A 25,401-nucleotide genomic window follows, 5' to 3' on the forward strand; every position below is an offset into this window, starting at 1 on the left:
AACTAAAGCTCACAATAATCCGTATTTGTTAAGTTCTTACATGGGAATCGCCAGTTACGTGCGTCACTTCTTAGAAGCTCATCGGCTTCTTTGGGCCCCCATGTACCTGCAGCATACCCATATAAATGCTCACAGTTATCTTTGTAACTCAGAATTGGCTGGACAAATTCCCAGCACGTTTTTACGGCATCTGTACGGGCAAACAGCGTTGCGTCTGATTTTATACAATCTAGCAGCAAACGCTCATAGGCTGTTAGCAGGTTGGTCTCTTCCAGATCTTGGTAATGGAAGTCCATTGATACTTCCTGTGCATCAAAACCTGCTCCTGGCTTTTTCAGGCCAAAGCTAACCAGGATGCCTTCATCTGGCTGAATACGAATAATAAGCTTGTTTTCCGGCGCATTGGCACCGAACACCGGGTGTGGCGTCTTCTTAAAGTGAATAACAACTTCAGTTACACGTGTTGGCAGGCGTTTACCGGTACGGACATAAAATGGCACACCATTCCAGCGCCAGTTATCAATAAACATTTTCAGGCCGACATAAGTTTCCGTGCGAGAGTTGTCGGCAACCCCTTTTTCTTCCCGATACCCTGGTAGCTGTTCACCCCGAACCATTGAGGAGGTGTACTGGCCTAGCACTAGGTTCTTTTTTAGATCGTTTTCTGAAAGTGGACGGAAGCGCTGCATTACCTTAACTGTTTCATCGCGCATTGAGTCTGCATTAATAACTGACGGTGGCTCCATGGCAACCATTGCCAGAACCTGAAGTAGGTGGTTTTGGAACATATCGCGCACCGCACCTGAACCGTCGTAGTATCCGCCACGATCTTCAACGCCCAGAAACTCCGAGTTGGTGATCTCTACATGATCGATATAGTTGTGGTTCCAAAGTGGTTCAAAAATCGCATTTGAGAAGCGCAGTACCAAAAGGTTTTGTACTGTTTCTTTTCCAAGATAATGGTCTATACGATAAATCTGATGCTCTTGGAAACAAGTGTGAATTTTTGAATCCAAGTCAATTGCTGACTGTAGGTCGTAACCAAATGGTTTTTCAACGATCAGGTTTTTCCAGCCATCATGCTCTTCATTTAACCCATGTGCCGCCAGACATTCCGGAATCACCCCATACAGACTCGGAGGCGTGGAAAGGTAATAAACGGTGTTTCCACCAGTATTGTGTGTTTCTTTAAGAGCGTCCAACCGTTCTTTCAAGATACAGTATTCCTCCTTATTAGACGTATCTAACGATTGATAATAAAGGTGAGCAATGAATTTATCTAATGTAGCATCATTTACTTTTTCATTTTCAGTCAGTGAGTTCTTGAGTTTATCTCTGAATTCCTGAACACCGAATACCGTACGACTCACCCCCAATATTGCAAAATCCTCGGGTAACAATTTGTTTGCATATAAGTGATAAAACGCGGGAATTAGTTTTCGATGCGTTAGGTCTCCTGAAGCACCAAAAATCACGATGGTATTATTTTCTATAAGATTAGGGATATTTAATTGAACCATACTTGCCTCTTGCCGTTACATGGAATTCTCTGGACAGAATAAATATGAACTAGTAAGTACATATGCTTATACGCTCGCGCAATGGTTTTATCGGTCAATAGTATGTTTTAGTCAGAGTTATTAGATAATATTTGAATAAAACTAACTAAACAATTGCTATTAAAAAAGGTTTAAGTGACAAATAATCTTATTATAGGGTATGAAGTAGTGGACGCTCCTCACTCCCCCAAATTTATAGTTCTTAGATTCATTGGGCTTGCGTGTTGTCTGAGAGGTTACATATTAAGTAGTCATTTACTAACTGATTACCAGGCAATTTTTTTAACACACTGCCAACTGGTGTTTTAGTATTTTGGTTGGTATAGTTGTTGACAACTTTCTGCAATAAACTAAGGATGATCTCTAAAGGCTATCTTTGAGTGTACCCAGCAGCATAAAATACCAATAACTCACCTTCTGAATATGACCAATACTTAGTGTTGTGTCTTGTAGTAATTGTAGCTTCTCGGTATACATTGGCTCTTTATTTCGAAGCACCTCAGTCAATGCTAGCCCAACCTATATCAAATAAAAATCCCTGTATGTGCTGATACACATACTTAATATTAATGGTTTGTAATACAACGATATGTTCCTCTGAATTAAGCGATAAATTGACAAATAGCCCATGCAGGATTTGTTAGTCCTTTATAATCTCCAGAACTTCTGCCAAAACTGCATAAAAGATAAAACCTCTGACATTTTTCTCCTAAGTACTCGAAGCTCCATCAATGGTACATCGAGTACCCATTGGTTCAATGTTGAGTGGTCAATAGTGATGCCACGCTCTGCCAATATTTCATCAATTTTACGGTAGCACTGCTTGCAGGAAAGATAATAACGAACGGGCTGCAGTATGATCTTCGAAGGAAAGTGACGGCCTGTGAATTTGATGGTCATAATCTTGGACGCGGTGAATGTTGATGATGATCATAACCTATCACTCCAGTTTGCGACAGCACAAGGCCGTAGGCGCAATTATGCCTGTGGTTCAGACCATGCGTTTTGTATGAAAGCAGCATCCAAGCTGGTTTCAGCAATATGGTTGGTGTAGTTAGACATAACTTTTAGACTGGTCGCCAAAACAACTTCTAATACAGCTTCTTTTGTATAACCCGCACCGAAGAAAGCTGCTAATTGAGGCTCAGTTGGCCAACCTCGTGAGTCGTTAATGACTACAGCAAAAGTGCGTAGTGCTTCTAACTTCGCATCTTTAATAGGTGTGTTGTTGCGCAATGATTCAATAATTTCAGCGTCAACGCTTGCCATTTTTGAAATAGTTGTGTGAGCAGCCATGCAATACTTACAGCCATTCAATCGGTTGTTAGTCATAAGGATGATCTGACGCTCAGTTTCAGTAAGGCTGCCTTTGTCCAAAATTGTAGCAAGTTGCATGTAGCCACTTAGTAACGCAGGAGACTCTGCCATAGTTGCTAGTAGATTTGGTACAAAGCCGTATGTATTTTTTGCAACATCTAGTAATGGTTTCGATGCTTCTGGTGCTGACTCAATTGAGTGTGTTTCGAAAGTGCTCATGTGTGTTCTCCATTGAACTAAAAGGGCCCGATTAGTAAATACTCAGTTATTGTTTACAGTGGGTACATCAAAAAAGTATGAACCAATCGGTACAAACAAGCTTAGTTTTATTTGTGCCAATAAGTCAACACATATTTTGAATATAATTTATTTGCTTTAAATATTAATGAACTGGTGCATTTCAAGTGTGCAAGTATACTTTCACGAAATCATTCTTTGGTACCTTTATGGGTATGATTTGACTTCAATACGTTACGCGAACTTCAGAGTTCCTGGTTAGGAAACTGAGTCCAATTTCAATGCAACCTTTCTTTAAACAGGCCGCGGGTTGAGTAGTGTTTCAGCCTGACATTTTCCTGACTACTAGTCACCACCTTGCATATGGGCGGAGTTATCGTGAAATCGAAGAGATTATGGTTGAACGAGGTATCCATGTTGATCACTCAACCTTTAATCGGTGGGTCATCAAGTACGTCCCGTTACTGGAGCACCGGGCATGTCAAAGAAAAATGCCTGTCACGTCTTCGTGGCGGATGGATGATACTTATAGTGTGCCCGGAGTTCAGGGCTAGCATGGAAGCTTAAATGAACCACGAGTCTATCTAAAATGCACAAGCGCGGTAGCAGGATCTAATTTGTGTTTGTGGCTATGTCTGGTTGTGTAGGCATATGAGTCTGAGCGGCAGTGACTTACCGTATGCTGGTAAGGTTATGTAAACCGCTGACAACGGAAAGTGAGGCGAATTTGTTAAGCCAAGATGCTTTTCAAGACTAAGTATTGGACGGATAAAGAACATGAACCGATTCTCGTATCTATGGGCTGAATCGTCGCCACTGCCTACACGAATTAACAGGCGGTATAATTGCTGTATGACCCCAATGACAAACAGGTTGGCGGAGCGCTTGTAGTAGTCTGAGATGAGGAAAACCCATTACATGGCGAAGGGGCGCAGCTCAACCGATTTATGTGAGCAGATTACCTGACCTTAATGAGGTGAAGACCTCTGATAATCAGCGAAATGCAACATAAATTAGCAATATGGACTTCGATGTCTAGTTACACTGATATTGCGATGGCCGTTGGCCACGGTTAAGTGGAGAGCCGCATGCGCTGAAAGGTGCACGTGCGGTTTGGTGAGGAGAGGCAGAGAAATAGTTCGACTACGCCTATCTGCGTCACGTCCTGACAGAATTACCTCAACGTGGTGAAGGCTGTGATGTCGGTGATCTGCTGCCTTTTACCTTCAAGCACTCTCAATCGCTAGGTGGGTAGGAATACTCGCTTACGTTGAATTATGCGATAACCCCTTTGCCTCTGTACTAGTGTTTTTTCCTTCAAACTGTATATTGACTTAATTAATTTCATGTCATACTTTGATAATGAATTAGTCATCAGTGCCATTACTGTTGTGCTAATTCGTATAAATGAGTAGTAAGTTATCCCAGATGGGAATTTTACTGAAAAAATATAAAACGTTTCACCATATTGTTTGGGTAGTGTAATATCATTTACAATTTACAATGTGACACATGTCAGTGTGTAATGAGCTGATATTTATTCAGAGGTGGTTATTAATGACTAAGGTATTTGATGAACCTTGTATATTATGCGGTAGAATTGATGTTAAAGTACACTGCTTTACTGACCAATATATATGTGAATCATGTATCGGCATTGCTTATCACATGATTAGTAATAACGCTATAAAACCTATAAACGTAGTAGAAGAAGCTCTTTTCTCTACTGTTTTTATAATTGAAAAAGAACTTGTTGTTTTAAGAAAATATCTTGTTGATGCAAAGGTGTCTGAAACTCGTAATGATATTATAAAAAAGAACATGATGCTTGTTAATGAGTTAAAGTTTGATTTCGATGGTGTTAATCCCGCCCTGCAAAATACATTAATTAAATTGAAACAACAATATTATAAAACACTAGAAATGTATTTGTAGAAGTAAATATGTAACTAAGATGGTGTCATCAAACTAAAAAAATTGGATTAAAATTATATACTGATTAAAGAATCGAACACAATAGTGTATTGTAAACTGTGTAAAAATTATCGTTCATCATATATGGATAGAATTGAAATCGACTCACACTGGAAGTCTGTGTTGCCGATGAATGTAATGGTTATGATGTTGGAGGTAATTAATGTTGATGTAGATCACAACCTACCAATCCGGTTAGCGTTACAGCCCTAAAACGTCATGTATAAACATACCAATTGACAATCATAGACAAAGTTGTATACCAAGGGTCAACATAAATAGTACTATTTATTGTTGGTACCTCACCAGCAAATATCTTTTCTGCTTCTGGGCTTGGCATAGTAGTTATGGTTTTAGTCTTACAGTTAACGATAAGGTTACAACAATATTTGATCAAGATAGCATATCTTCAACCTTAAGTATTTTAATTAACTAATAACAAATAATTAGATAGGGGTGCATATTGAATTATTCAATCCGGGTTTTTTTAAAAACAGCATGTGAACCTGTAATACTAAAGCGTTCAATAAAAGTTGCCATTTTCGTCGGAACCATTTTAATGTTAATTAACCATGGTGATGCTCTGGTTAATGGCCACCTTGACACCACACGTTTACTTAAAATTGCATTAACTTATTGCATACCATTTTGTGTTTCTACCCAAGCCAGTGTATTTTCCACTCTACAGGCCCGTAAAAATAATATCCAAAAAATGATAAATCTCTTTGAAAAGTAACATTCTTCAGACTTAGTTACCATTACTGAAACGTTTTTATGGGTGTCTGTAAAAGAACTATTAACTTTTCTGGTCGCCACTTTCCTTCCGACATCATCCTTCAAGTTGTTCGCTATTACGTTTCTTATGAACTTAGCTATCGTGAAGTTGAAGAGATATTGGCAGAGCGTGGCATCATTGTTGACCACTCAACTTTGAAACGGCGGGTACTTAAATATGCGCCATTGCTAGAGCAACGAGCTCGCAGAAGAAAGAAGCCTGTGGCTTCCTCGTGGCGGATGGACGAGACATACGTTAACGTCAAAGGCTAGTGGAAATATTACTACCGGGCCGTTGATAAATACGGTTGAGTCATTGATCTTTTACTGTGTGACCACCGTGACGAGAAAGCCGTTCGCGCCTTCTCTAACAAGGCTATAGGTCATAACGGCTTGCCAGAGAAAGTCGTGATTGATAAGAGTGGTGCGAATGCGTTAGCACTGCACAATATCAACGTCACTCTCTGGTTGATGGGGAAGATACTTAACTTTATTGAAGCCCGTCAAATTAAGTATCTGAACAATATTGTAGAGCAAAGCCACCGCAGAGTGAAAGGTAAGATGCATCAGTGCCTGGGATGGAAATCAGATGAAGGGGCAAAAGCCACACTCGCTGGCGTGGAGCTGTGGTCGATGATTAAAAATAGACAGTTCGACAACCCTGAAGGCTTATCTGTTTGGGAGCAGTTTTACGCGCTAGCAGTCTAATTTTGACTAAATCATACTGAACTATCTTCTACTATCGCGATCTGATCTGGTACACTTTGTACTGGACGTAATAAATGAAGAAGAGCAAAGCAACTTACCGAACGAACAACGGGAAAGAATATAACCAAGCACTTATCAACCGAGGTTCACTCACCTTTTGGATCGATGAAAAGGCTATTGAAGCCTGGAGCTGTTCAGTTCACCACGGACGTCGAGGCCGAGGTTTCCAGTATTCTGATACGGCAATAACGACCGCGATTATGGTGAAGAGTATCTTCAGCTTATCGCTTCGTTCTCTGCAAGGTTTCATGGACTCGGTTTTCACCTTAATGAGTGTCCTGATTACAGCAGTATTAGTAAAAGGGCCAAGACTGTCGATATCAGTATCAAAATGCCTGTCAGAGGCAAAATTCGTCACCTAGCCATTGATTCAACGGGCCTCAAAGTATTCAGCGAAGGTGAATGGCACATGAAAAAACTCGGTAAGGACAAACGACGGGTCTGGAGAAAATTGCATATTGCCGTTGATGCCGATACCCATTAAATTGTCGCGGCCGAATTGTCCCTTTCTAATGTCGCTGATGGTGAAGTACTGCCAGAGTTACTTAAGCAAACTCACCGAAAAATTAAGGCTATATCGGGTGTCGGTGTTATCAAGCAATCATGAGTAAAAAAGCCAAGACACTGATACCACCGAGAACTGGTGCAGCATATTGAGAAGATGGACACCCAAGAAATCATGCGGTCGCGAACCAACGAATTCATGGCTGTAATCAACATTGGAAATCCACTTCTGGCTGTCATTTTCGCTCAATATCCGAGACCGGTATGTCTCGTTATAAGAAACTGATAAACCCCTCGTTGTCGATGAGAGATTATGATGCACAAGTAGCAGAATCTTACGCAGGTTGGTGTTAGAGCGGTAAATAAGCTCACAAGGCTAGGTATGCCTGAAACACGGCGAGCAAATTAACAACACGTAAAAACGGGAGTCGTCTGTTCAGAATTTGAATTGATCAATAAAGCCCATCTGAATTACATTATTTACCAAGTAGCCACATGCACCATGCAAATACTCATTTTCATTGCTCATTTGCTCATTTGCTCATTTGCTCATTTGCTCATTACTACGACCCAACACGTATGAACTTTGGTGTTCTACGTGTATTAAATGATGATGACGTTAAACCACATGGTGGATTCGGGCGTCACCCACACCGTGATATGTAAATAAGTCCGTTGCAAAGTTTAATGAAAGCCCGATGTCTCAGTAGTTTTGCGACCTAAAAGGTGAAAGCCCCTTCGATTAGACGCACTTCGGCCAGAGGGCCACGACCATATAACCAGATATCAAATTGCCCTTTTCTAAACATTCGCATTACTTCGAATCCTCTGATTGTGGCAAACGCTGTTTTCAGGGATTGAAACCCTCAAACAGGCTTGATAAGCCGCTTCAACTTTCCATGATCGAACTCTATCCGGTTGTTCAGATATTTGACCTGTCGTTGAACGGTAACTTCGGCGCACACCTTAATTTTCTTTAATGCCGCTAGTGCCGGTGTATACGATTTGTCTTTATCGATGTTGACTGTTTTCGGGTGGTCATGAGACTTGATACTGCGTAAGGCCTTACCCAGAAAGCACTTCACCGCCTTTTGATTTCGAGTGCGAGAAAGATAAAAATCGACAGTATGACCTTCTTTGGTAATAGCTCGATATAAGTACATCCAGGTACCACCTACTCGCACAGAGGTCTCGTCAACCTGCCAACTGGTGCTCCATCCGGGTTTCCAGCACCAGCGTAACCGTATTTCTATTTCTGGCGCATAACGCTGAACCCATCGATATAAGGTAGTGTGGTTGACGGTAACACCTCGCTCTAACAACATTTCGGCTAACTCTCGATAGCAGATACCGTATTTGCAGTACCAGCGCACAGCCAAAGAATGATGTCAGCAGTGAAATGACGGCCTTTGAAATCCGACATGCGACTAATTCCATTTAGGTTTTTATGTCTAACGTGCCTGAATTCTCAAACTTTGCAACAGAGCCGCACCGAGTCGTTTATTGTCGACGGTAGCGGCTTGGTTGACGCGGCGGAGTTTATCGAACACTGAGTAAGTCAGTGGTTGGCCACAGTGCTTAATGCTCACTGTGCCGTCGGGATAATCGTAAACCATGACCGGTTTACCTATCAGTCGTTCTGCGGTGTCGGTGGGCTCAATCAGCAATCAGGTAAGTGACTTTGTCATACTGTATCGTTAGAGCTCGAGTCAGTACGCGACTACGTTGACGGGTAAAGATATCGTCCAACTATTCGGCAGATTCTCTTACAGTTTGTAAGGCATACGTTAAACAGCTAACTGGAATGAAAGGCTGACTATGATAACTGAACTTACTGTTAATAGAATCATTGAGCATTATCTGAGCGCTTTAACAAAGTCTTGACCTTAACGTAAGTCTCGTCAATCGGGGGGTGTTGCATTCTCTGATTAGTTGCCCCCCCTTTAAACCACAGAACAGTGTGGCAAAGCAGGATGATTATTGTTTTCGAGTTGAAGAGGCTTGAAGCCAAGCCAAGCCAAGCCAAGCCAAGCCAAGCCAAGCCAGAAAATACCTCAATATCCTATTATGGGACGCACTAATATTCCATTTCGCCCTCCTCTTTTTTTGATCCTTGCTTCGCGCGCTTCTGCCTATACATTCTCTGATCGGCTAAGCTCAAACAATCAGAGAAATTGATGCATTCAAAACTGGATGCGGCACCAAAACTAAGGCCAGCAAGAGGCCAGCTAGCACTTCTTATTTGGGCTTCAAGCTGAGCCACCTTTTGCTTAATTTGCGTGTAACGAGCATCAACATGCTGCGGTTTATCTATTCTCAGTAGCCAGATAAATTCGTCCCCACCAGTGCGATAGATCTGTCCAAGTTCTGCAAGCTGGTCTTGCATAATACGGCCGGTGTATTTTAGAAATCGATCGCCCTCATCATGGCCCTGAGTATCATTAATCGCTTTAAGTCCATCGCAGTCAATAAACACTAGACAATAAGGATGATGTGCTAATTGCTTAATGGCATCATTAAACCCCAGTCGGTTGCCTAGCCCAGTCAAACTATCCACCCTAGACTGGGTATAGGTTTTCTGGTGCTGGCGCTGTTGGATTCTCAGCCATTCTGTCAGTGAAAGCAAAATACAAAAACAATCAATTGCCAGTGCGAAAACGACTAATGCTTCCGTCGAGATCATAAAAGGCAACGGCTTAAAATGCGTCAGAATGTAATACACCAACGCAGCGCCATAACAAAGACTACCGACTAGATAATATTTAGCAACAAAGTCTCGTTGGAGCACCATCATAATACCCGTCACGATCATTGTCGGCACCCAAACCGTTGCAATCAGATGCGACAAAACAAAGGTGAACGAGAACGGGATAAAGAAAGTGATGAAACCGATAATTACACACACCCAGCTGAAGGCGTGAAAGCATTGATTAAGACGTAAATAACGCTGTGGAAAATTAAACAGTAATCGGGTGTAATAGCTTGCAGACGCAATCGCAAACGGAAACAACACCATACCAAAATAGACTGGGTTCAAGCCACCAATTGGCAACAGGTAGCCCCAAGCACCCGAGGCGGCAAACCAGCCCAGACCGTGTAACCCAACATACCCTGCACAAGCCTGCGTGACTGGATGTTTAGTACGAATATAACCAAAGAGGGCTATCATCCCTAATGTCAGCATGACGGTAATGGAGCCCAAAGTGAGCGTATTGTCCCGAAAAAGATGGACATAGAATTGATGTTCAGGCTGAAGGGTGACATTGATTGCGGTCGGAAATTTCTTTGCTTCTATATAGAGCCAAAGCGTTCCAACTTCCCCGGTGTCCAGTGTTAACGGGAAGCTTTGCTTATGTAGCTGCCGAATACTCTTACCGTCTAGTTGACCAAAATCGAGTAGTCGTTTAACCCGGCCATCTGCTGATTGCCAGTATCCCCAGCCTTGATCTAAATAATTAGCGCTGAGTGTCACCATTTGATGCGACGGCTTAATGTTGGAATTGACTAACTCTAGGCGCAGCCCAAACGCCCCTTCACCGCCGAATGTCGTTTCAATCCTTGGAGCTGATGCAATATGTTGTTTTAAGGTGGGAAAATCGACGGGTTGGGTGAACAAAGGCATATCATGCCATATTGCGGTTTCATCAGCCGAAACAGACTGTTCTCCACGGATTTGCAACGGAGAAGCCAGAACCGAATTCATGCACATAATTAACAGAATAATGAAAAAAACCAGAATCCGCATACTGTTAAAATGATCCCAAAAATGTATATAAAAAACAGCATAGACGAGTTTACAGCGATCAGGAAATGCTTTGCCTCTCCAATGTGAACTATCACAAATCGGCCCCAACTCCCTGTTCCGGGTTTGTTGCAAAAAAAAATCAGCCAAGACTCAGAATTCAACTCTGTCTCTTCTGATCCAGTGACTCAATGACCAATCTCGCATTCAAATGGAAACACTTTGCCCCTGAAATCATTCTTTGGTGCCTACGCTGGTATGGTTCGACTCCAATGAGCTACGCCAACCTCAGCGACATGCTGGCAGAGCGAGGGATTTCGATTAACCGCTCGACCATTTATCGTTGGTTCATTGAATATGCCTCAGCATTACGTAAGAAGTTACGTCGTCATCAATTCATCTGAACAGACTCTTCGTGGCAGCTCGATGAAACCTACGTCAAGGTGAAAGGAAAATGGCATTATCTGTACCGGGCTATCAACAAACAAGGCGAGACACTGGACTTCTATTTCTCCGGTCGCGGTAGGAATGGCAGTTACCTGCCATTCCTACTGCGACCTTGCAACAAGCCCAACAAGAATGCCAGGATCATCTGGTCCATTCTGAGTACGGGAAATGAATTTGATTTCAACAATCAAAAGATGGCTGCCTAATACGTAACGTTGAGTAGCTTAACATCAACCTAATTGTAAGCATTTCAACAAGTTTGCACGAGTTAATTTTAGATGATGAAAGATAGGTCATACCTGCTCTTCTAAAACCTGTTTTGCAACACGGCCGTTAGAGGCCATGGGGTTGATGAGGCAGAAGAGTACGGATTTACATCAGGGCACAAGTTTCACTTAGATGCCGAATATATGACTGCAACTTAGATCTATACCAGCATCACTTAAAAATAACGTGCAAATAGGGATAGTTCATATATTTTGCAAATAAATTTTTAGCTTTCAATTGGCTATCATGAACATACGATATTGTGTTTGATGAATTTTAATTTTACATATATAGTTCAGTTCTTCTTTGTTTTGATTTTTAGCAACAAGCCCAGATACAGCTGTAATCATATATCGACCATCAACTGTACAGCCATATCTGAAATAAAACTGGAATATTCAGTAAAATTCTTTATGGACTTTTTACAAGATTCAGATGATATATTTTTTTTTACTTTTAAATAATCATAATTAAACATGAATTTCTTTTTATAGTCATCGCGACCTTTATAAAAAATATCTTTATGATTATTATCATAATGCTCTGTAACATATTTGTAAAATCTACTTACATTATCTTCCAGTGTGGTTAATTGTTCACCAGAACAAAGATCGATTATAATTTCATACCTTCCAACTTCTTGTCCAAAAGCAAACATCTGGTCATCATAATCATAATTTTTTTTGGCTGCTGATGCACAATATGAAACAATGAGAACAAATGAAAAAATTAACGTTTTTCCCATATTGACCTCAAAAATAAAACACTGCTATAAACATATCAAGCTTTCTAGCATAATTTCCTGACTCTCAAAGCAAAATTCCACTTACCTAGATAAATTTATTACACAAATACCACAACGTAGAAACTCCATAACCCTCTCCATTAGGTATTAAAGCTAATACTAATAAATGGTCAATCAATAACATTGATCTTAATCAATATTATAAGTATCGTTATGAACCTTCAGGTGTTTGTTTGCTGACGCAAGTTTAAAGGTTGTAATGTAATGAACCATCCCACTCCATAACGTACCGCGAGGCTATGATTATGGAGAAAATCAAATCAGTCATTGATGGCTTTGTTGCAGTACTAAATCTACGTGGTTTTTTGATACGGTTAGGCGACCCGGTAGCTATTGGGCATCCCGAGTTGAGTAAAGTGATTTAAAACAAAACAACCAAGTAAAATTTCCTTTGACTGATTTTCAAGCTCCCTGCTGTGTAACGTATTGCCTACTATCCTCTTGTAATGTTGCATGGCCACTTCTGAGATATTCCTTTTTCCGTATTGCCGCACGCTTTGCCAACCGATAATGCCAAGGGCGAAGCAACCTGATAGGGTGCTTCGCCCTTGGGTGATGAGCCTCATCGGCAAACATATTGTCTTTCGGCGGAATAACAATCTCAGAATCCGGAAAATGATCTTCTAATGTCTGGTACACCGCCTTGGTGTCATACCTTTTAGGTCGTAAAACTACTGAGAAGTCGGGCTTTCATTAAACTTTGCAACGGAGCCGTTCTTACTGGTTGCGCCATTAGTTTGGTACAACGACGCTAGAAGGGAGGTGCGTCCATCACATCAAAGCCCAAACCACCGATTAACCCGTATCTAGGCTTTATCAATGACCCGGCGCAAAGCCTATTATTAAAACACCCAACTATTGGTGGCTGCTATTTATCAGTTTCAACTACGTAACCTACAGTTTAAAGCGATTTACTATGCTGTTCAGTTGCTCGTTGATAGAGGCGATGTTCTTTGCATCATCCAGAGCCTGGCGACCATTGGTGTCGAGCTCTCCGACTATCTCGTTGATGGAAGACATATTGCGGCTCAGCTCCTGAGTAACACTGCTCTGCTCTTCAGCTGCTGTAGCTATCTGAGAACTAAGGTCATTGATCTCATCCACATAGCTAGTCATGTTCTCTAGACTTACGCCCACCTCACCAGAACCGTCCGCAGCTTCCTGACAGCGTGATTTGGTGTTTTCCATCGAGTCCACTACCACCTGGGTACCATTTACCAAATTATTCAATGCGGTTTCAATCTCTTCGGTGCTGTCTTTGGTACGGTTAGCCAGATTACGCACTTCATCCGCTACCACAGCAAAGCCTCTGCCCTGCTCACCCGCACGCGCCGCCTCAATCGCTGCATTCAAAGCCAGCAGATTAGTCTGCTCCGCGATATTACCAATCACACTTAGAATAGTATTGATACCCTGGGTCTCATCAGCCATCTTCTGCACATTTTCAGCAGACTCATCCACCTCTGCAATAAGTGTTGATACCGTATTCTGTGACTGTGTTACTATCTGACGGGACTCATCACTGGTTTGATTTGCTTGCTGCGTCAGATTGGCAGTATTAGCTGCATCGGTGGCCATCGAATCAGCGGTTGCATTCATCTCTTCTATCGCGGTAACGATCTGCTCTGTTTCCGAGACGTGATTCTGTAAGATGGAGCTATTACGCACCGACTGATCGCGCAGTCGGTCAACGTTGAGCTGCAACGAACCGGAGGCCTGTTGAATCTCCAGCATCATGTGCTGCAGACTTTCGATAAACTTATTGATAGCAAGGGCGATCTGCCCAAGGTCATCTTTACTTTTAACCTCAAGACGCTGCGTCAGGTCGCCATCACCACGCGATAGGCCGGTCGCCATCTGCTTGAGCGACAAGATCGGCTGATACAGCACCTGAATGATGAAAAATGCAATAACAACACTCACCAACGTAGCCGTTACTGCGATGAAGGTTGCTGTCATACGGGCATTAGCAAGTTCAGCAAAAGCCACTTCTTTATCCAGACCTATAGCGTAGTACCACTGCTTATCAGCAAACTTAATACGGTGTGAGAAAAAGATCTTGTCTTTGCCGTTTAACTCGTACTCAATGGCTGCGCTTTCTTTGCTCACTGCCTCTTCGATGGTTGGGCTGAACCAGGTAAAGTCACTGCCTTTCTCGCTGGCCTTGATAGCCAGTGAGTTAGATGCAAGAAAAGTGGTATCTTGGTTTATGATGACAGCAACAGCGCCTGAAGGGATATCATCATCCTGTACCAGGGTGGCAAGAAACGCCAGATTCATATCTGTCGCGACTACTCCACTCTTGGTGCGCTGCATAACACTGATCCAATAAGTTTCCCCATCTTCTCCCAGATAAGGCTCTGTTGGGATTGGTTTGTATGCCTGCCGCCCGGTATTGTAATAACCCTTCTCTCGTACATCGCCATCTAACTTATGATTAGGCCACTCAGGAGAAGTCTGGTTCCAATACGCGTTACCATTTGATTCAAACCCAATAAATGCACTACCGGTATTAAATGCTCTCGCGAGGATATGGGTGAAATCTACATACTCTTCCGGTGTATTACCGGGAAACTCTTTATCCTTGTACAACTCACCAATTTTGGCCAGACCTTCAACCTTTTCGCCAAGTTTTGCTTCAATAGTCTCTGCCTTGGCTTTTACATACGCCTGACTGGCTTCAGTGATGCGTTGAGTGAGGAGTTTCTCTCCACTAAGATAAGAGATATACGTGGAAACGGAAACAGAAGCGCCGACCAGCAGTAACACCGATACCAGCAACATCTGTTTATATCCAAACCATTTCATACTCTAAGGTTCCATAGTAAATAATAGTTATTTTTTTTCATGCTTATTCCTGCAAAATAAATGTATCAATATTAAAATAAAGGTGTGTTATACATTACAGCGATACTGCGCGCTTAGGTATGAATGCTTAAAGCACATACGTCAACAGCCGCTATCCACTTACCAGAAGGCAGTAAACCTTAATCGGTACGATAAGGTTGCCCTGAATATCAAATGAGTTAATAACCTCTTCGCGATTCAGATATAGCGCATCATTAGAAATGGCGTCTGACTTAGTATTGCTTTCGACATCAATCGTACACAAGGTATTGAGTCGCTTCAGACAATCCTGAAAGCGATTGAAATCTTTAAAACTGGTTTCACAGTTTTTACTCATCAGTTACGCACCTTCACCTCTTTCCAATAGAGCCGCTTTGATAAGCTCATCTGCTTATACTGGTTCTGAATAGTAGAGTCCTTGGGTCGCATTACAACCAACCTCAACCAGATGACGTTTCTGCTCTTCGGTTTCGACACTTTCTGCCACAACAGATAATCCAAAGTTTTGCGCTAAGTGTACGACTGATTTGACAGTTACTTGGTCGTGGGTATTTGTTGCCACATTGTCCTTAAGGTAAGACAGCGACGAAAAGCCACGTAAGCCACAAAATTAAAAAAAACAGCAAACCCATCTTACTAACTGGAACTTTTATTTACCCATAATTATGAAAGCGCTTTCATGCAGTCTGGCAGTGATTAAATCATATTCCACTAGTCCTGTATAGTACAAAAACTGCGCTGGAAACTTACCTTTCAGGCGCGTTTCCAGCCATACAGTTTCTGGATTTTCGCCAGAGCGACATCCGCTTTCCCTGTCTTGCCTTTACCTTGCAACTTCTTGGCATCCATGAACTTACGTCGGGCATGAGCCAGGCAGCCCAGGTGCTTGACCTTCAGCAGTCCGTCATAGGCTTTATAACCATCTGTTTGCAGATAGCTGTCGTACTCGCCAAGGAAGGCAACAGAGCACGCCATCGAACGACCGTTTTGATAGTCGGACAAGACGATATTTTTGACCTCTTTCAATGCGGCTTCAGGCGAGTCCGCGCCCGAGCAGTAAACCCACATATAACACTGTTTATCTTCTTTCAGTACATTGAGTGGCGTTTCATCCGCTTAAACCAACACTTGATGGTTAGGAAGCTGAATCCAATTTCAGATGCAATATTTCTTTAAACCGGCCGTGAATTGGGCACGGTTTCAGACAATATCAATGCAACGATAGTTTACGAATGGTTGATTGGTGAGCGATTCTCAGGCCGTTTTCGAATTTTGGACACACCTATCCTAATGAGCGCCCAATAACCATCGCTCCTTTTCTAACTTTGAACTCCTGTGCTGCATTAATTCTTCTGCACGATAACCCGCATCTACACTATCAAACACCAGACGTCCGCCACATAAGATACATTCATATGGATCCACATTGGTGAACCCCTTCATGAGCGAAACAAAGCCCGGTTTTATCGGCTTATTCTTCGCTTTAGTGACCAAAACGTCATACACTGCCGGCAATAACTAGCCCCGTTTGTGGTTTGACAGAAAACCAGAGTACCGGATCATCTTAAAGTGCCGTGGGGGAATATGGCTGATATATCGCCGGATCATTTCCTCCTGGCTGAGAACGAGCGACTTATGTCGCTGAGTACGGTGATCTAACTACCTGAAGGTGATAGTGCCGCCGCTGTAATGCCGCAGCCGCGATGCGGCTATCGGCGGACGTTTCAGGTAGCGGCCCAGGTAATTGACGGTCTGCCGAAAATGTTTTGTCTTCTTCGCAAAGTGGACTTTCAAACGGCGCTGGAACTGGCTCTCCAGAAATTGGCACCACTCCCTGTAGTCTCTGATGTGCGCATAAGCCGGGTCGGATAAATCCAGCTGACCCAACGTTACCACTGCCAGACGCCAGTAACGCTCTGCCACCTTCTTTTTGAATAAGATTGAACGCCACACGTTATATTGCTGGCAGAGACCGCCACGGGTTACCGACAGATGAATGTGGGGATGCCAATTAAGCCGGCGGCCATAGGTGTGAAGGGCGCTGAAAACCCCTATCTCCAGTCCTAGTTTTTTTGCCCAGACTATGAGTGTCTGACTGGCACAGGAGAATAAACGGTTGAGTAACCATCGGTTGGATAGAAAGACCGGCCATAACTTATCCAGCATCGTAAAGGTAATATGCTGCCACTCACAGGCCGGGAGCACATGTTGTTGCTCCGCTATCCACTGCTCTGTGGCCTTCAGGCCATAGGCACTACATCCCTTGCTTTTACAGCTTTGGCAGACGTATTTTGAGTGGAGCAAAGCGGCGTGTCCCCATCGCGCCCGTCCCGCTGGCCAGCATTCTCTCCACGACCAATATGGACCACCGAGGAATATAACGGTCGTGGCGAATAAGGAACGTCTCCCATCCCTTATATTTTTCAAACAACAGCTTGGCTGGACGAGGTATGTGCGTAGAATGCGATTATAGCGCCCTATAGACACTCAATGATGTGATGAGCTTACAGCAGCATAGCTTCCGCCGTAGGCGGACTACCGTAATTGTTTATGTCCATTATTCAACTATAGGTGTTGACTTTACGGTTCTTCTCAGCTTTTTAGGTTGTGTTGCAAACTGAAGTGCTGAGTTATGATCTCCGTCAGCACTCATTATTTTAGTATCCAAAAACGTCAAACACCACCGTTGTCGGCGATGGTCAATTTGCGCGGAACTGGACAACTTCGTTCAATGAGTAGCATGAATCATGCAATCTCAGGATTGCATACCAATGCAATATGTTGACATATACACCCTATTTTCGAAGATTTATCCTTATACGTTTATAAGGGACTGTTTGCAAAGTTAGGTTGAAGTACAAACGCACTGATTTCCAAATACAATTAGGCTGCCAGTGCGTAAAACTGCTCCCAATCAATATGTGACAGAACTTTGCGACGCAACCAATTATATTACTTCTAGTCAATTCGCAGTCGAACCCATAGAGCTCGACTTTTTGAAGTCAATTATATTGATATTATGTTTTTTTAACTTAGAAGCCAATGTGGTGGGTTTTATATCCAACAATTTAGCAGCACCATTACAGCCAAAAACCTTTCCACAGGTTTCTTTAAGTGCCATTTTTATATTATCAACCTCTAGCTGCTGAATTTGTTGCTGTGTAAGTATCCTAGATGGCAACTCTGTTAGGTATGATTTGGGTTCTGGTTTGACATTTTCTTCGCCCCCTATGTTGCTAAAGTTTAACATCTGTCCATTAGTTAATATAACCTGTCGTTCGATTACATTCTCTAATTCCCGTATATTGCCAGGCCAATCATAATTATTGAGGTAATCCAGTTGCCTTGTTGATATTTTCAGGTCCGTTCTACCAAACCTTTCCATCGTCTTTTGTAAGAAGTGTTGAGCTAATAAAGAAATGTCCTCCTTCCGATTTCTAAGTGCCACGGAATCAATTGGGAAAACATTAAGCCTATAGTACAGATCTTCCCTAAATCGACCATTTGCAACTTCCTCAAAAAGTCTTTTATTTGTTGCAGCAATCACTCTAACATCAACACTTCTGGTAACATTATCTCCTACGCGCTCAAACTGCTTCTCTTGTAGTATTCTCAACAACTTTACTTGTAAATCTGGTGGGATTTCGCCAACTTCGTCAAGGAACAGAGTGCCACCATCAGCGAGCTCAAATCGTCCAATCCGGTCAGTAGTTGCGCCAGTAAACGCCCCTTTTTTATGACCAAAAAATTCACTTTCAAACAGCTCTGTTGGAATAGCTGCGCAGTTAACACGGATCAAACTCTTCTGTTTTCGTTCACTTATATCATGAATTGCTCTAGCAATTAATTCTTTACCTGTTCCTGATTCACCTGAAATTAACACAGTGGCGTCTGTTTTTGCTACTAGCTCTACTTTTTGAATAACTCCCCTAATTGCAGGGCTTGCACCAACCATTTGATGTTGATTGAATTCAGACTTTATTTCATCTTGTAAATATGCGTTTTCAAATTCTAGCTTGCGTTTAAGTTCTTTGACCTCTTGCAGGGCATTTATTAATTCGTTTTTAGCACGTTTTTGTACAGTTATATCTCTAAAAACCACTACTGCACCAACGACCTGACCACCATCTTTAATTGGAGTACTGGTATAATTAACCGATAATGCTTCACCATTTTTCTTCCAGAAAGTATCATCTTCCACACAATTTATAACACCCATAGTAAATGCCTTGTATATGGGACAGTCGTCTACATGAAAATGGCCTCCATCCTTATCATGCGCATGAATTATATAGTGAATATTTTTGCCAATTAACTCTTCTGCAGACCAACCAAGAAGTTTCTCTGCAGCAGGATTGAAAAATGTTGTCAATCCATTAGAATCAACACCATATATACCATCTCCTACTGCATTTAACAGCAATTGATTCTTACGTTCAAAATCAACGAAAGCATTTTGCAGTCGTTGCCAGTGAAATAATCCAGTTTGGTAGTGTTTTTGAGTTTCAGACTTAGCCCTATTTTTGAAGGCCTCATCACTTCTTTGGAGATAGAAATTAATCATTAATTGATTGTCTATTTCTATAATATTTGCAGTAGCCTCAACAGCAATAAATTTATCTTTCACGCCACTGATACGTATAAGTAAGTTATTACATGAGCTCACTTGTTTTTCCATCACGCTTTGTGTGAAAACAATCAACTCAGCAACTGTTTCACTAAATAGCATATGAGCAGTGCTGCCAATAATAGATTCTGGCTTCATATTTATCAACTGACATAGCATTTCATTCACCTCCTTTACTTGATTTGTTATTGGGTCAACCAACAACGCGGGTAAAGGGGCATGTTCAAAAGAGACTTCCTTTAATGACAGCATAATTTTCACCAAATCACTTATCTTTGAATACAGTTAGCAAGCTATCATAAAAACACGAAATACCGTACAAAAAACTCGAAATGCCGTATCATTACGAAAACTAGTAGCCTGATATTTTTTTGAATTTATAACTTATCTATGAATATCAATACATTACCGATTTCATTCAAAGTGGCACCATTCTTGTACTACCAAGGTTATGAACAAATTCTAATTAATAATTCGAATTAGAATTACTACAAATTATATCTGCCAAGGAGTGAACACTATGAACAAAGAAACTATGACTGAGAATATTTTTTCAGCTAAGAAAGCCAAAAATCTTACATGGGAACAGATGGGTAAAGAGTTAAACATGTCACCTGTTTGGCTCGCATCTGCTTGTATGGGTATGAACAGTGCCCTGCCTGAACACGCAAAGGCAATAACAGAGTATTTGGGCTTAGATAATGACGTACGAAATGCCCTAGAGTCTTTCCCAACAAAGATTTGGGAGCAGGCTGTACCTACTGACCCACTAGTCTACCGATTATATGAAGTTGTTGGTGTATACGGTGAAACACTAAAAGAGGTGATTCAGGAGAAATTTGGTGATGGAATAATGAGTGCAATAGATTTTTCCATGGAGGTAGACAAAGAGGAAAGCCCTCAAGGTGATCGTGTAATTCTTACATTAAATGGTAAGTTTTTACCATATAAATCCTGGTAAGGCGTTAAATTCCTAAATTATGAGTCACTAATTATAGAGGTTTACTAAATGTCATACTTAGCTCCTTCGGTGTTTGCTACTAAGATGGTGGACGCAGGAGAATCAAAAATATTCATGTCAACCAGAGATACATTGATTCGTGCTTTTATGGCGGGTGCTATTCTGGCCTTAGCTGCTGTATTTGCAATTACCATTGCTGTTAAAACTGGAGTGTTTTTACTCGGTGCGATTTTGTTTCCTATTGGTTTCTGCATGTTGTACCTGATGGGTTTTGACTTATTAACTGGTGTTTTTGTGCTAGCGCCTTTGGCATTAATTGACAAACGTCCAGGGGTAACAACTATCGGAGTCCTTAGAAATTGGGGACTGGTTTTCTTAGGGAACCTTACTGGTGCTTTAACCGTTGCTGTAATGATGGCTTACATTTTTACTTACGGTTTTAACACAGATGCTGGGGATATTGCCACAAAAGTAGCTGGAATTGGTGAAGCAAGAACCCTTGGTTATGCCCAGTATGGTTTTAGTGGTTGGGTTACTATTTTTATTCGCGGCATGCTTTGTAACTGGATGGTTTCTATGGGTGTAGTTGGAGCCATGATCTCCACTTCTGTGAGTGGAAAAGTCCTAGCTATGTGGATGCCAATTTTCTTATTTTTCTTTATGGGCTTTGAACACTCAGTTGTAAATATGTTCTTATTCCCATTTGGTATAATTATGGGTGGTAATTTTTCAATTATGGACTATTTAATTTGGAATGAAATTCCGACCGTATTAGGAAATTTAGTTGGTGGGCTTTTGTTTACTGGTTTAACACTATATTCTACACACGTTCGAACAGCACCTAAGCGTGCAAGTGCAACTTAAAATTTTAAATTGCACGCTCATTTTGGTTCGGTCGCATCTAGGTGTTCAATAAATAGCCATTATTATAATAATCACCCAATTGACGAACAGATAACAATTCAACAGGCCTATCAGAGATGATAGGCTTGTTTCTTTATCTGACCTGGTTGCGTCGCAAAGTTATGTTGAAGTACAAATACATTTCTGAGTAGATCGGTATCATCTGATTATTTTCAACAACCCCAAACAATGAATACTACACAACCATAACTCAGTCTGGTTGTGTAGTAAACTGGAGTGCTGAGTTATGTTCTCCGTCAGCACTCATTACTTTTAGCATTATGACTATCAACTTTTCTGGTCGCCACTTTCCTTCCGACATCATCCTTCAAGTTGTTCGCTATTACGTTTCTTATAAACTTAGCTATCGTGAAATCGAAGAGATATTGGCAGAGCGTGGCATCACTGTTGATCACTCAACCTTGAATCGCTGGGTACTTAAATATGCGCCATTACTAGAGCAACGAGCTCGCAGAAGAAAGAAGCCTGTGGCTTCCTCGTGGCGATGGACGAGACATACGTTAACGTCAAAGGCCAGTGGAAATATTACTACCTGGCTGTTGATAAATACGGTTGCGTCATTGATTTTTTACTGTGTGACCACCGTGACAAGAAAGCCGTTCGCGCCTTCTCTAACAAGGCTATAGATCATAACGGCTTGCTTGAAAAAGTCGTGATTGAAAGTAAGCGCCCATTTCGCCCCGCATTCTTTTTAAAAGAAAAGATTGGTATTGATAAAGCTCCTTTATAAATGGGGCTTTATCATGACACGCGAAGACAAGTGGAACTTATGGAGCCAACGTTTGCAACAGCAAACCGAGAGCGGCCAGACAGTAACAACCTGGTGTAAGGAAAATCAGATTGCTCAATCGCAGTTTTATTACTGGCAGAAGAAAATTACTAATCCGCTGCAAGACGCCGATAATGTCATCATTCCTATTTCGATGTCGTCATCTTCTGTTGCTGTTGTCATCGAGACGCCCAGTGGTTACCGGGTCTCCGTCAATGACACTACAGTTATGGGGTAGCTGCCAGACATCATCAAGGCTTTACCATGATCCCGGCACCTGCTGGCAATGTCTATCTGGCAACGGGAGTGACCGATATGAGAAAGTCCATCAATACACTTGGTCTGTTGTTTGAAGAGGTCTTGGAGCTTAATCCGGTCAGCCCTCACTGGTTTGTGTTCTGCAACCGCAGCCGTGACAAACTCAAAATCTTGCAGTGGGATACCAACGGGTTTTGGCTTCATTACCGCCGCCTCGAGAAAGGAAAATTCAGTTGGCCCAGACACCCGCAAGATACCCTGGCAATGGAAATTACCGCTTGCCAGCTACGGTGGTTGCTTGATGGCTTAAACTGGCAAAATGCAGTAGCGCACCAACCATTGTCAAGTCTGAAAATATCATAAAATAGCCAGTGAAACTGGTTAAAGGAGCTGTTTTTACTATACTTTTTGTATGCAAAAGGAACTTGAAAAGCCCACGGGCATCACCCCCAGAAATCCAAGCCTACATTGATAGTTTGGTTCAAAATGTCAGCCAAGAATACGAAACCCGCATTACTGAGATATGGGAGCAATTTCGGCTGACTCAAGCCAAGCGGTTCTTGCCGCAAAGTGAGAAGTTCCCCGCTCAAGGTTGTTTGTTCAATGAGGCAGAATCACTGATAGATAACGAACAACTTGACGACGAGTCGGAAATGGAAACCGTCACCTACACGCGTAAACGCGGTCGCAAGCCCATCACCCCAGATTTGCCGCGAGAGGTTATCGAATACGATTTGCCTGAGGGTGAGAAAATCAGCCCATGCAGCTAGGGTGAACTCCATCACATCGGTGTCGAGACTTCAGAGCAGCTTGAAATCATCCCCAAGCAAGTGAAAGTCCTGCGCCACGAACGTAAAAAATATGCGTGCCGTTGCTGTGAAAATCACGGGGAAGGCAGCAAAATTATCACCGCGACCATGCCTCGACACTCCCTTCCCGGCAGTATTGCCACAGCGGGAACATGAGCAACCGTCGCGGTCAGTAAGTATGCCGATGGTCTGCCGCTGTACCGCATCGAAAAAGAGCTGGCACGCGTGGGTGTTGATATCCAACGTACAACATTAGCGAACTGGATGATAAAAACAGCCGCATTACTCTCTCCGATTTATCAGGCTACGCACAAAACACACCTGAAGGAGCGCGTGGTTCATGGTGATGAAACAACATTGCAGGTGCTCAAGGAGCCGAACCGAAAAGCGCAAGCAAAATCCTACCTGTGGGCATACTCCAGCCCAGAGCAGAGTCAAACACCGGTGGTGTTGTTCTAATATCAACCGTGCCGTGCGCATACTTACCCCAAAGAATTTCTTGAGGCATGACCGATGACTATGCCGCATGGCGCATGCCAGGCGTAAGTTCAACGATGCTCTCAACTTAAGTCCCAAGAAAGCGGGTCGCCCTAAACAAGCGCTGAGTTATATCCAAAAGCTTTATACCATCGAAAAAAGGCTGAAAGACAAGCCTGCGCCAGAAAGGTACACGGTACGTCAAAAAGAAAGCATCCCCATACTCAACGCGCTCAAAGTCTGGCTTGAAAAAGCCGCTTCACAACTGCTTTCTGAAAGCCCGATGGGAAAGGCGTCAATTATACGCTTAAGCAATGGGCCGACCTTGAAAAGTACGTCGAGGATGGTGATTACCCGATAGACAATAACCGTGTCGAGCGAGATATCCGTCTGGTGGCGACCGGCCGGAAAGCCTGGTTGTTCGCGGATACCCAAAGTGGGGCGAATGCCAGTGCGACCCTGTTCAGTATTATGCTGAGTTGCCGGGCAAATGGCGTTGAACCCTACGCCTATCTGCGTCACGTCCTGACAGAATTACCTCAACGTGGTGAAGGCTGTTATGTCGGTGATCTGTTGCCTTTTACCTTCAGCACTCTCTATCGCTAGGTGGGTAGGAATACTCGCTTACATTAAAACTACCGAGCTCTTTAAGCTCAGCCTCTACTTCCTTCGCCCAATTAATTGTTGCTCGCAATATATACATATTACGACGTAGCGCCAAATGCTCAATACGTGACTGACGTTTGGTGTTCCTGTAATGAGAAAATTGAGTCAGTTCTAAACTGTGGTAATAATTTAACTGTTCATTGGATTCTTTAAGTACAGTTTCGATGTTTTGCAACATAGGCTCTGAACTGTGTATGTTACATGCCATTAGTTTTGCTGATAGTTTGTCCCGGATAGCCATATGAGATGTCGGTTCTTGAAACCACTCAAATAAAGCATCACGCCCTAAGTTAGTAATCGAGTAAACCTTTCGATCCGGTTTATGTTTGTGTGGTTTAACTATGAAAGTCACTAAACTCATACTATAAAGTTTAGTTAGCTCGAAATAAACCTGTTGGTGGCTGGCGTTCCAAAAATATTCAAGATTGTTGGAAATCTCCTTTGAAATATCGTAGCCACTAGCGTCATGGTCACTCAGTAAAGTTAAAATTACGTATTTTAATGCCATTTATTCAATCCTTTAAAAGAACAAGACTTTTATAGAATGGGTTGTAAATCTTGTCTGATTAATATTGGTGCGAGTTATTTAATAGGCATAAAATTAATATGACTTTGTCCTTATCTGTTTTTTTACACTATATATAAACATTTTGAGAATAACGTCCATCA

16 protein-coding genes and 10 pseudogenes are annotated in these 25,401 nt (G+C 42.2%); 12 read left to right on the plus strand and 14 right to left on the minus strand.

Annotated features, from left to right (window positions below):
* Window positions 1-2: 2 nt before the first annotated feature.
* The 3 genes from zwf to AC51G0_RS29900 form a co-directional block, all read right to left on the minus strand.
* Window positions 3-1,520 (minus strand): glucose-6-phosphate dehydrogenase, encoded by a 1,518-nt coding sequence (zwf, locus tag AC51G0_RS29890; protein WP_496304371.1) that lies wholly within the window; start codon window positions 1,518-1,520, stop codon window positions 3-5.
* Between the two features lie 687 nt (window positions 1,521-2,207).
* Window positions 2,208-2,459 (minus strand): hypothetical protein, encoded by a 252-nt coding sequence (locus AC51G0_RS29895; protein WP_496304372.1) that lies wholly within the window; start codon window positions 2,457-2,459, stop codon window positions 2,208-2,210.
* 78 nt (window positions 2,460-2,537) lie between these two features.
* Window positions 2,538-3,095 (minus strand): carboxymuconolactone decarboxylase family protein, encoded by a 558-nt coding sequence (locus AC51G0_RS29900; protein ID WP_496304373.1) that lies wholly within the window; start codon window positions 3,093-3,095, stop codon window positions 2,538-2,540.
* A 1,575-nt stretch (window positions 3,096-4,670) separates the two neighbouring features.
* On the opposite strand from AC51G0_RS29900, the gene AC51G0_RS29905 reads away from it, so the two are divergent.
* The 5 genes and pseudogenes from AC51G0_RS29905 to AC51G0_RS29925 form a co-directional block, all read left to right on the plus strand.
* Window positions 4,671-5,048 (plus strand): hypothetical protein, encoded by a 378-nt coding sequence (locus tag AC51G0_RS29905; RefSeq protein WP_496304374.1) that lies wholly within the window; start codon window positions 4,671-4,673, stop codon window positions 5,046-5,048.
* A 514-nt stretch (window positions 5,049-5,562) separates the two neighbouring features.
* Entirely contained in the window at window positions 5,563-5,823 is a 261-nt protein-coding gene (gene nrtS, locus AC51G0_RS29910; RefSeq protein ID WP_496304449.1) for a nitrate/nitrite transporter NrtS, read from the plus strand.
* Between the two features lie 38 nt (window positions 5,824-5,861).
* Window positions 5,862-6,569, plus strand: a pseudogene (locus AC51G0_RS29915) (IS6 family transposase).
* 74 nt (window positions 6,570-6,643) lie between these two features.
* Window positions 6,644-7,542, plus strand: a pseudogene (locus AC51G0_RS29920) (IS5 family transposase).
* Between the two features lie 86 nt (window positions 7,543-7,628).
* Window positions 7,629-7,796 (plus strand): annotated as a pseudogene (locus AC51G0_RS29925) (pirin family protein); the annotation flags it as partial.
* Window positions 7,797-7,852: 56 nt separating this feature from the next.
* On the opposite strand, the pseudogene AC51G0_RS29930 reads toward AC51G0_RS29925, so the two are convergent.
* The 3 genes and pseudogenes from AC51G0_RS29930 to AC51G0_RS29940 all read right to left on the minus strand — a co-directional run bounded on the left by AC51G0_RS29930 (window position 7,853) and on the right by AC51G0_RS29940 (window position 11,025).
* Window positions 7,853-8,556: pseudogene (locus AC51G0_RS29930) on the minus strand (IS6 family transposase).
* Window positions 8,557-8,593: 37 nt separating this feature from the next.
* Window positions 8,594-8,882 (minus strand): annotated as a pseudogene (locus tag AC51G0_RS29935) (ISNCY family transposase); the annotation flags it as partial.
* 328 nt (window positions 8,883-9,210) lie between these two features.
* On the minus strand, window positions 9,211-11,025 hold the full coding sequence (locus AC51G0_RS29940) for a GGDEF domain-containing protein (RefSeq protein ID WP_496304375.1): 1,815 nt from the start codon (window positions 11,023-11,025) through the stop codon (window positions 9,211-9,213).
* Window positions 11,026-11,066: 41 nt separating this feature from the next.
* On the opposite strand from AC51G0_RS29940, the pseudogene AC51G0_RS29945 reads away from it, so the two are divergent.
* Window positions 11,067-11,528 (plus strand): annotated as a pseudogene (locus AC51G0_RS29945) (IS6 family transposase).
* 407 nt (window positions 11,529-11,935) lie between these two features.
* Here AC51G0_RS29945 and AC51G0_RS29950 read toward each other — a convergent pair.
* The 7 genes and pseudogenes from AC51G0_RS29950 to AC51G0_RS29980 form a co-directional block, all read right to left on the minus strand.
* Complete coding sequence (locus AC51G0_RS29950) at window positions 11,936-12,334, minus strand: hypothetical protein (RefSeq protein WP_496304376.1); 399 nt, start codon at window positions 12,332-12,334, stop codon at window positions 11,936-11,938.
* Window positions 12,335-13,288: 954 nt separating this feature from the next.
* Window positions 13,289-15,202, minus strand: coding sequence for a methyl-accepting chemotaxis protein (locus tag AC51G0_RS29955; RefSeq protein WP_496304377.1), 1,914 nt, complete (start codon window positions 15,200-15,202; stop codon window positions 13,289-13,291).
* Window positions 15,203-15,353: 151 nt separating this feature from the next.
* Window positions 15,354-15,578 (minus strand): hypothetical protein, encoded by a 225-nt coding sequence (locus tag AC51G0_RS29960; protein ID WP_496304378.1) that lies wholly within the window; start codon window positions 15,576-15,578, stop codon window positions 15,354-15,356.
* A gap of 54 nt (window positions 15,579-15,632) precedes the next feature.
* On the minus strand, window positions 15,633-15,803 hold the full coding sequence (locus AC51G0_RS29965) for an EAL domain-containing protein (protein ID WP_496304379.1): 171 nt from the start codon (window positions 15,801-15,803) through the stop codon (window positions 15,633-15,635).
* Between the two features lie 189 nt (window positions 15,804-15,992).
* Window positions 15,993-16,357: pseudogene (locus AC51G0_RS29970) on the minus strand (IS66 family transposase); the annotation flags it as partial.
* 171 nt (window positions 16,358-16,528) lie between these two features.
* Window positions 16,529-17,693 (minus strand): annotated as a pseudogene (locus AC51G0_RS29975) (IS91 family transposase).
* Window positions 17,694-18,203: 510 nt separating this feature from the next.
* Window positions 18,204-20,120: a sigma 54-interacting transcriptional regulator gene (locus AC51G0_RS29980; protein WP_496304380.1), complete on the minus strand. Its 1,917-nt coding sequence runs from the start codon at window positions 20,118-20,120 to the stop codon at window positions 18,204-18,206.
* Between the two features lie 268 nt (window positions 20,121-20,388).
* On the opposite strand from AC51G0_RS29980, the gene cynS reads away from it, so the two are divergent.
* The 6 genes and pseudogenes from cynS (at window position 20,389) to tnpC (ending at window position 24,672) form a co-directional block, all read left to right on the plus strand.
* The gene (gene cynS, locus AC51G0_RS29985) at window positions 20,389-20,829 is read left to right on the plus strand and encodes a cyanase (protein WP_496304381.1); all 441 of its coding nucleotides are present in this window, start codon (window positions 20,389-20,391) and stop codon (window positions 20,827-20,829) included.
* Between the two features lie 48 nt (window positions 20,830-20,877).
* Window positions 20,878-21,693, plus strand: a complete 816-nt coding sequence (locus AC51G0_RS29990; protein WP_496304382.1) for a formate/nitrite transporter family protein — start codon at window positions 20,878-20,880, stop codon at window positions 21,691-21,693.
* A gap of 320 nt (window positions 21,694-22,013) precedes the next feature.
* Window positions 22,014-22,414 (plus strand): annotated as a pseudogene (locus AC51G0_RS29995) (IS6 family transposase); the annotation flags it as partial.
* Window positions 22,415-22,496: 82 nt separating this feature from the next.
* Entirely contained in the window at window positions 22,497-22,760 is a 264-nt protein-coding gene (gene tnpA, locus AC51G0_RS30000; protein WP_496304383.1) for an IS66 family insertion sequence element accessory protein TnpA, read from the plus strand.
* Between the two features lie 26 nt (window positions 22,761-22,786).
* Window positions 22,787-23,143: an IS66 family insertion sequence element accessory protein TnpB gene (tnpB, locus tag AC51G0_RS30005; protein ID WP_496304384.1), complete on the plus strand. Its 357-nt coding sequence runs from the start codon at window positions 22,787-22,789 to the stop codon at window positions 23,141-23,143.
* 62 nt (window positions 23,144-23,205) lie between these two features.
* Window positions 23,206-24,672, plus strand: a pseudogene (tnpC, locus tag AC51G0_RS30010) (IS66 family transposase).
* On the opposite strand, the gene AC51G0_RS30015 reads toward tnpC, so the two are convergent.
* Window positions 24,653-25,240 carry a PadR family transcriptional regulator gene (locus tag AC51G0_RS30015; RefSeq protein ID WP_496304385.1) on the minus strand — a complete coding sequence of 196 codons (588 nt, stop codon included), beginning with the start codon at window positions 25,238-25,240 and terminating at the stop codon, window positions 24,653-24,655. The pseudogene tnpC and the gene AC51G0_RS30015 sit on opposite strands and share 20 nt — an antisense overlap.
* Window positions 25,241-25,401 lie beyond the last annotated feature (161 nt).

Source organism: Photobacterium sp. HL06, from assembly GCF_059552575.1.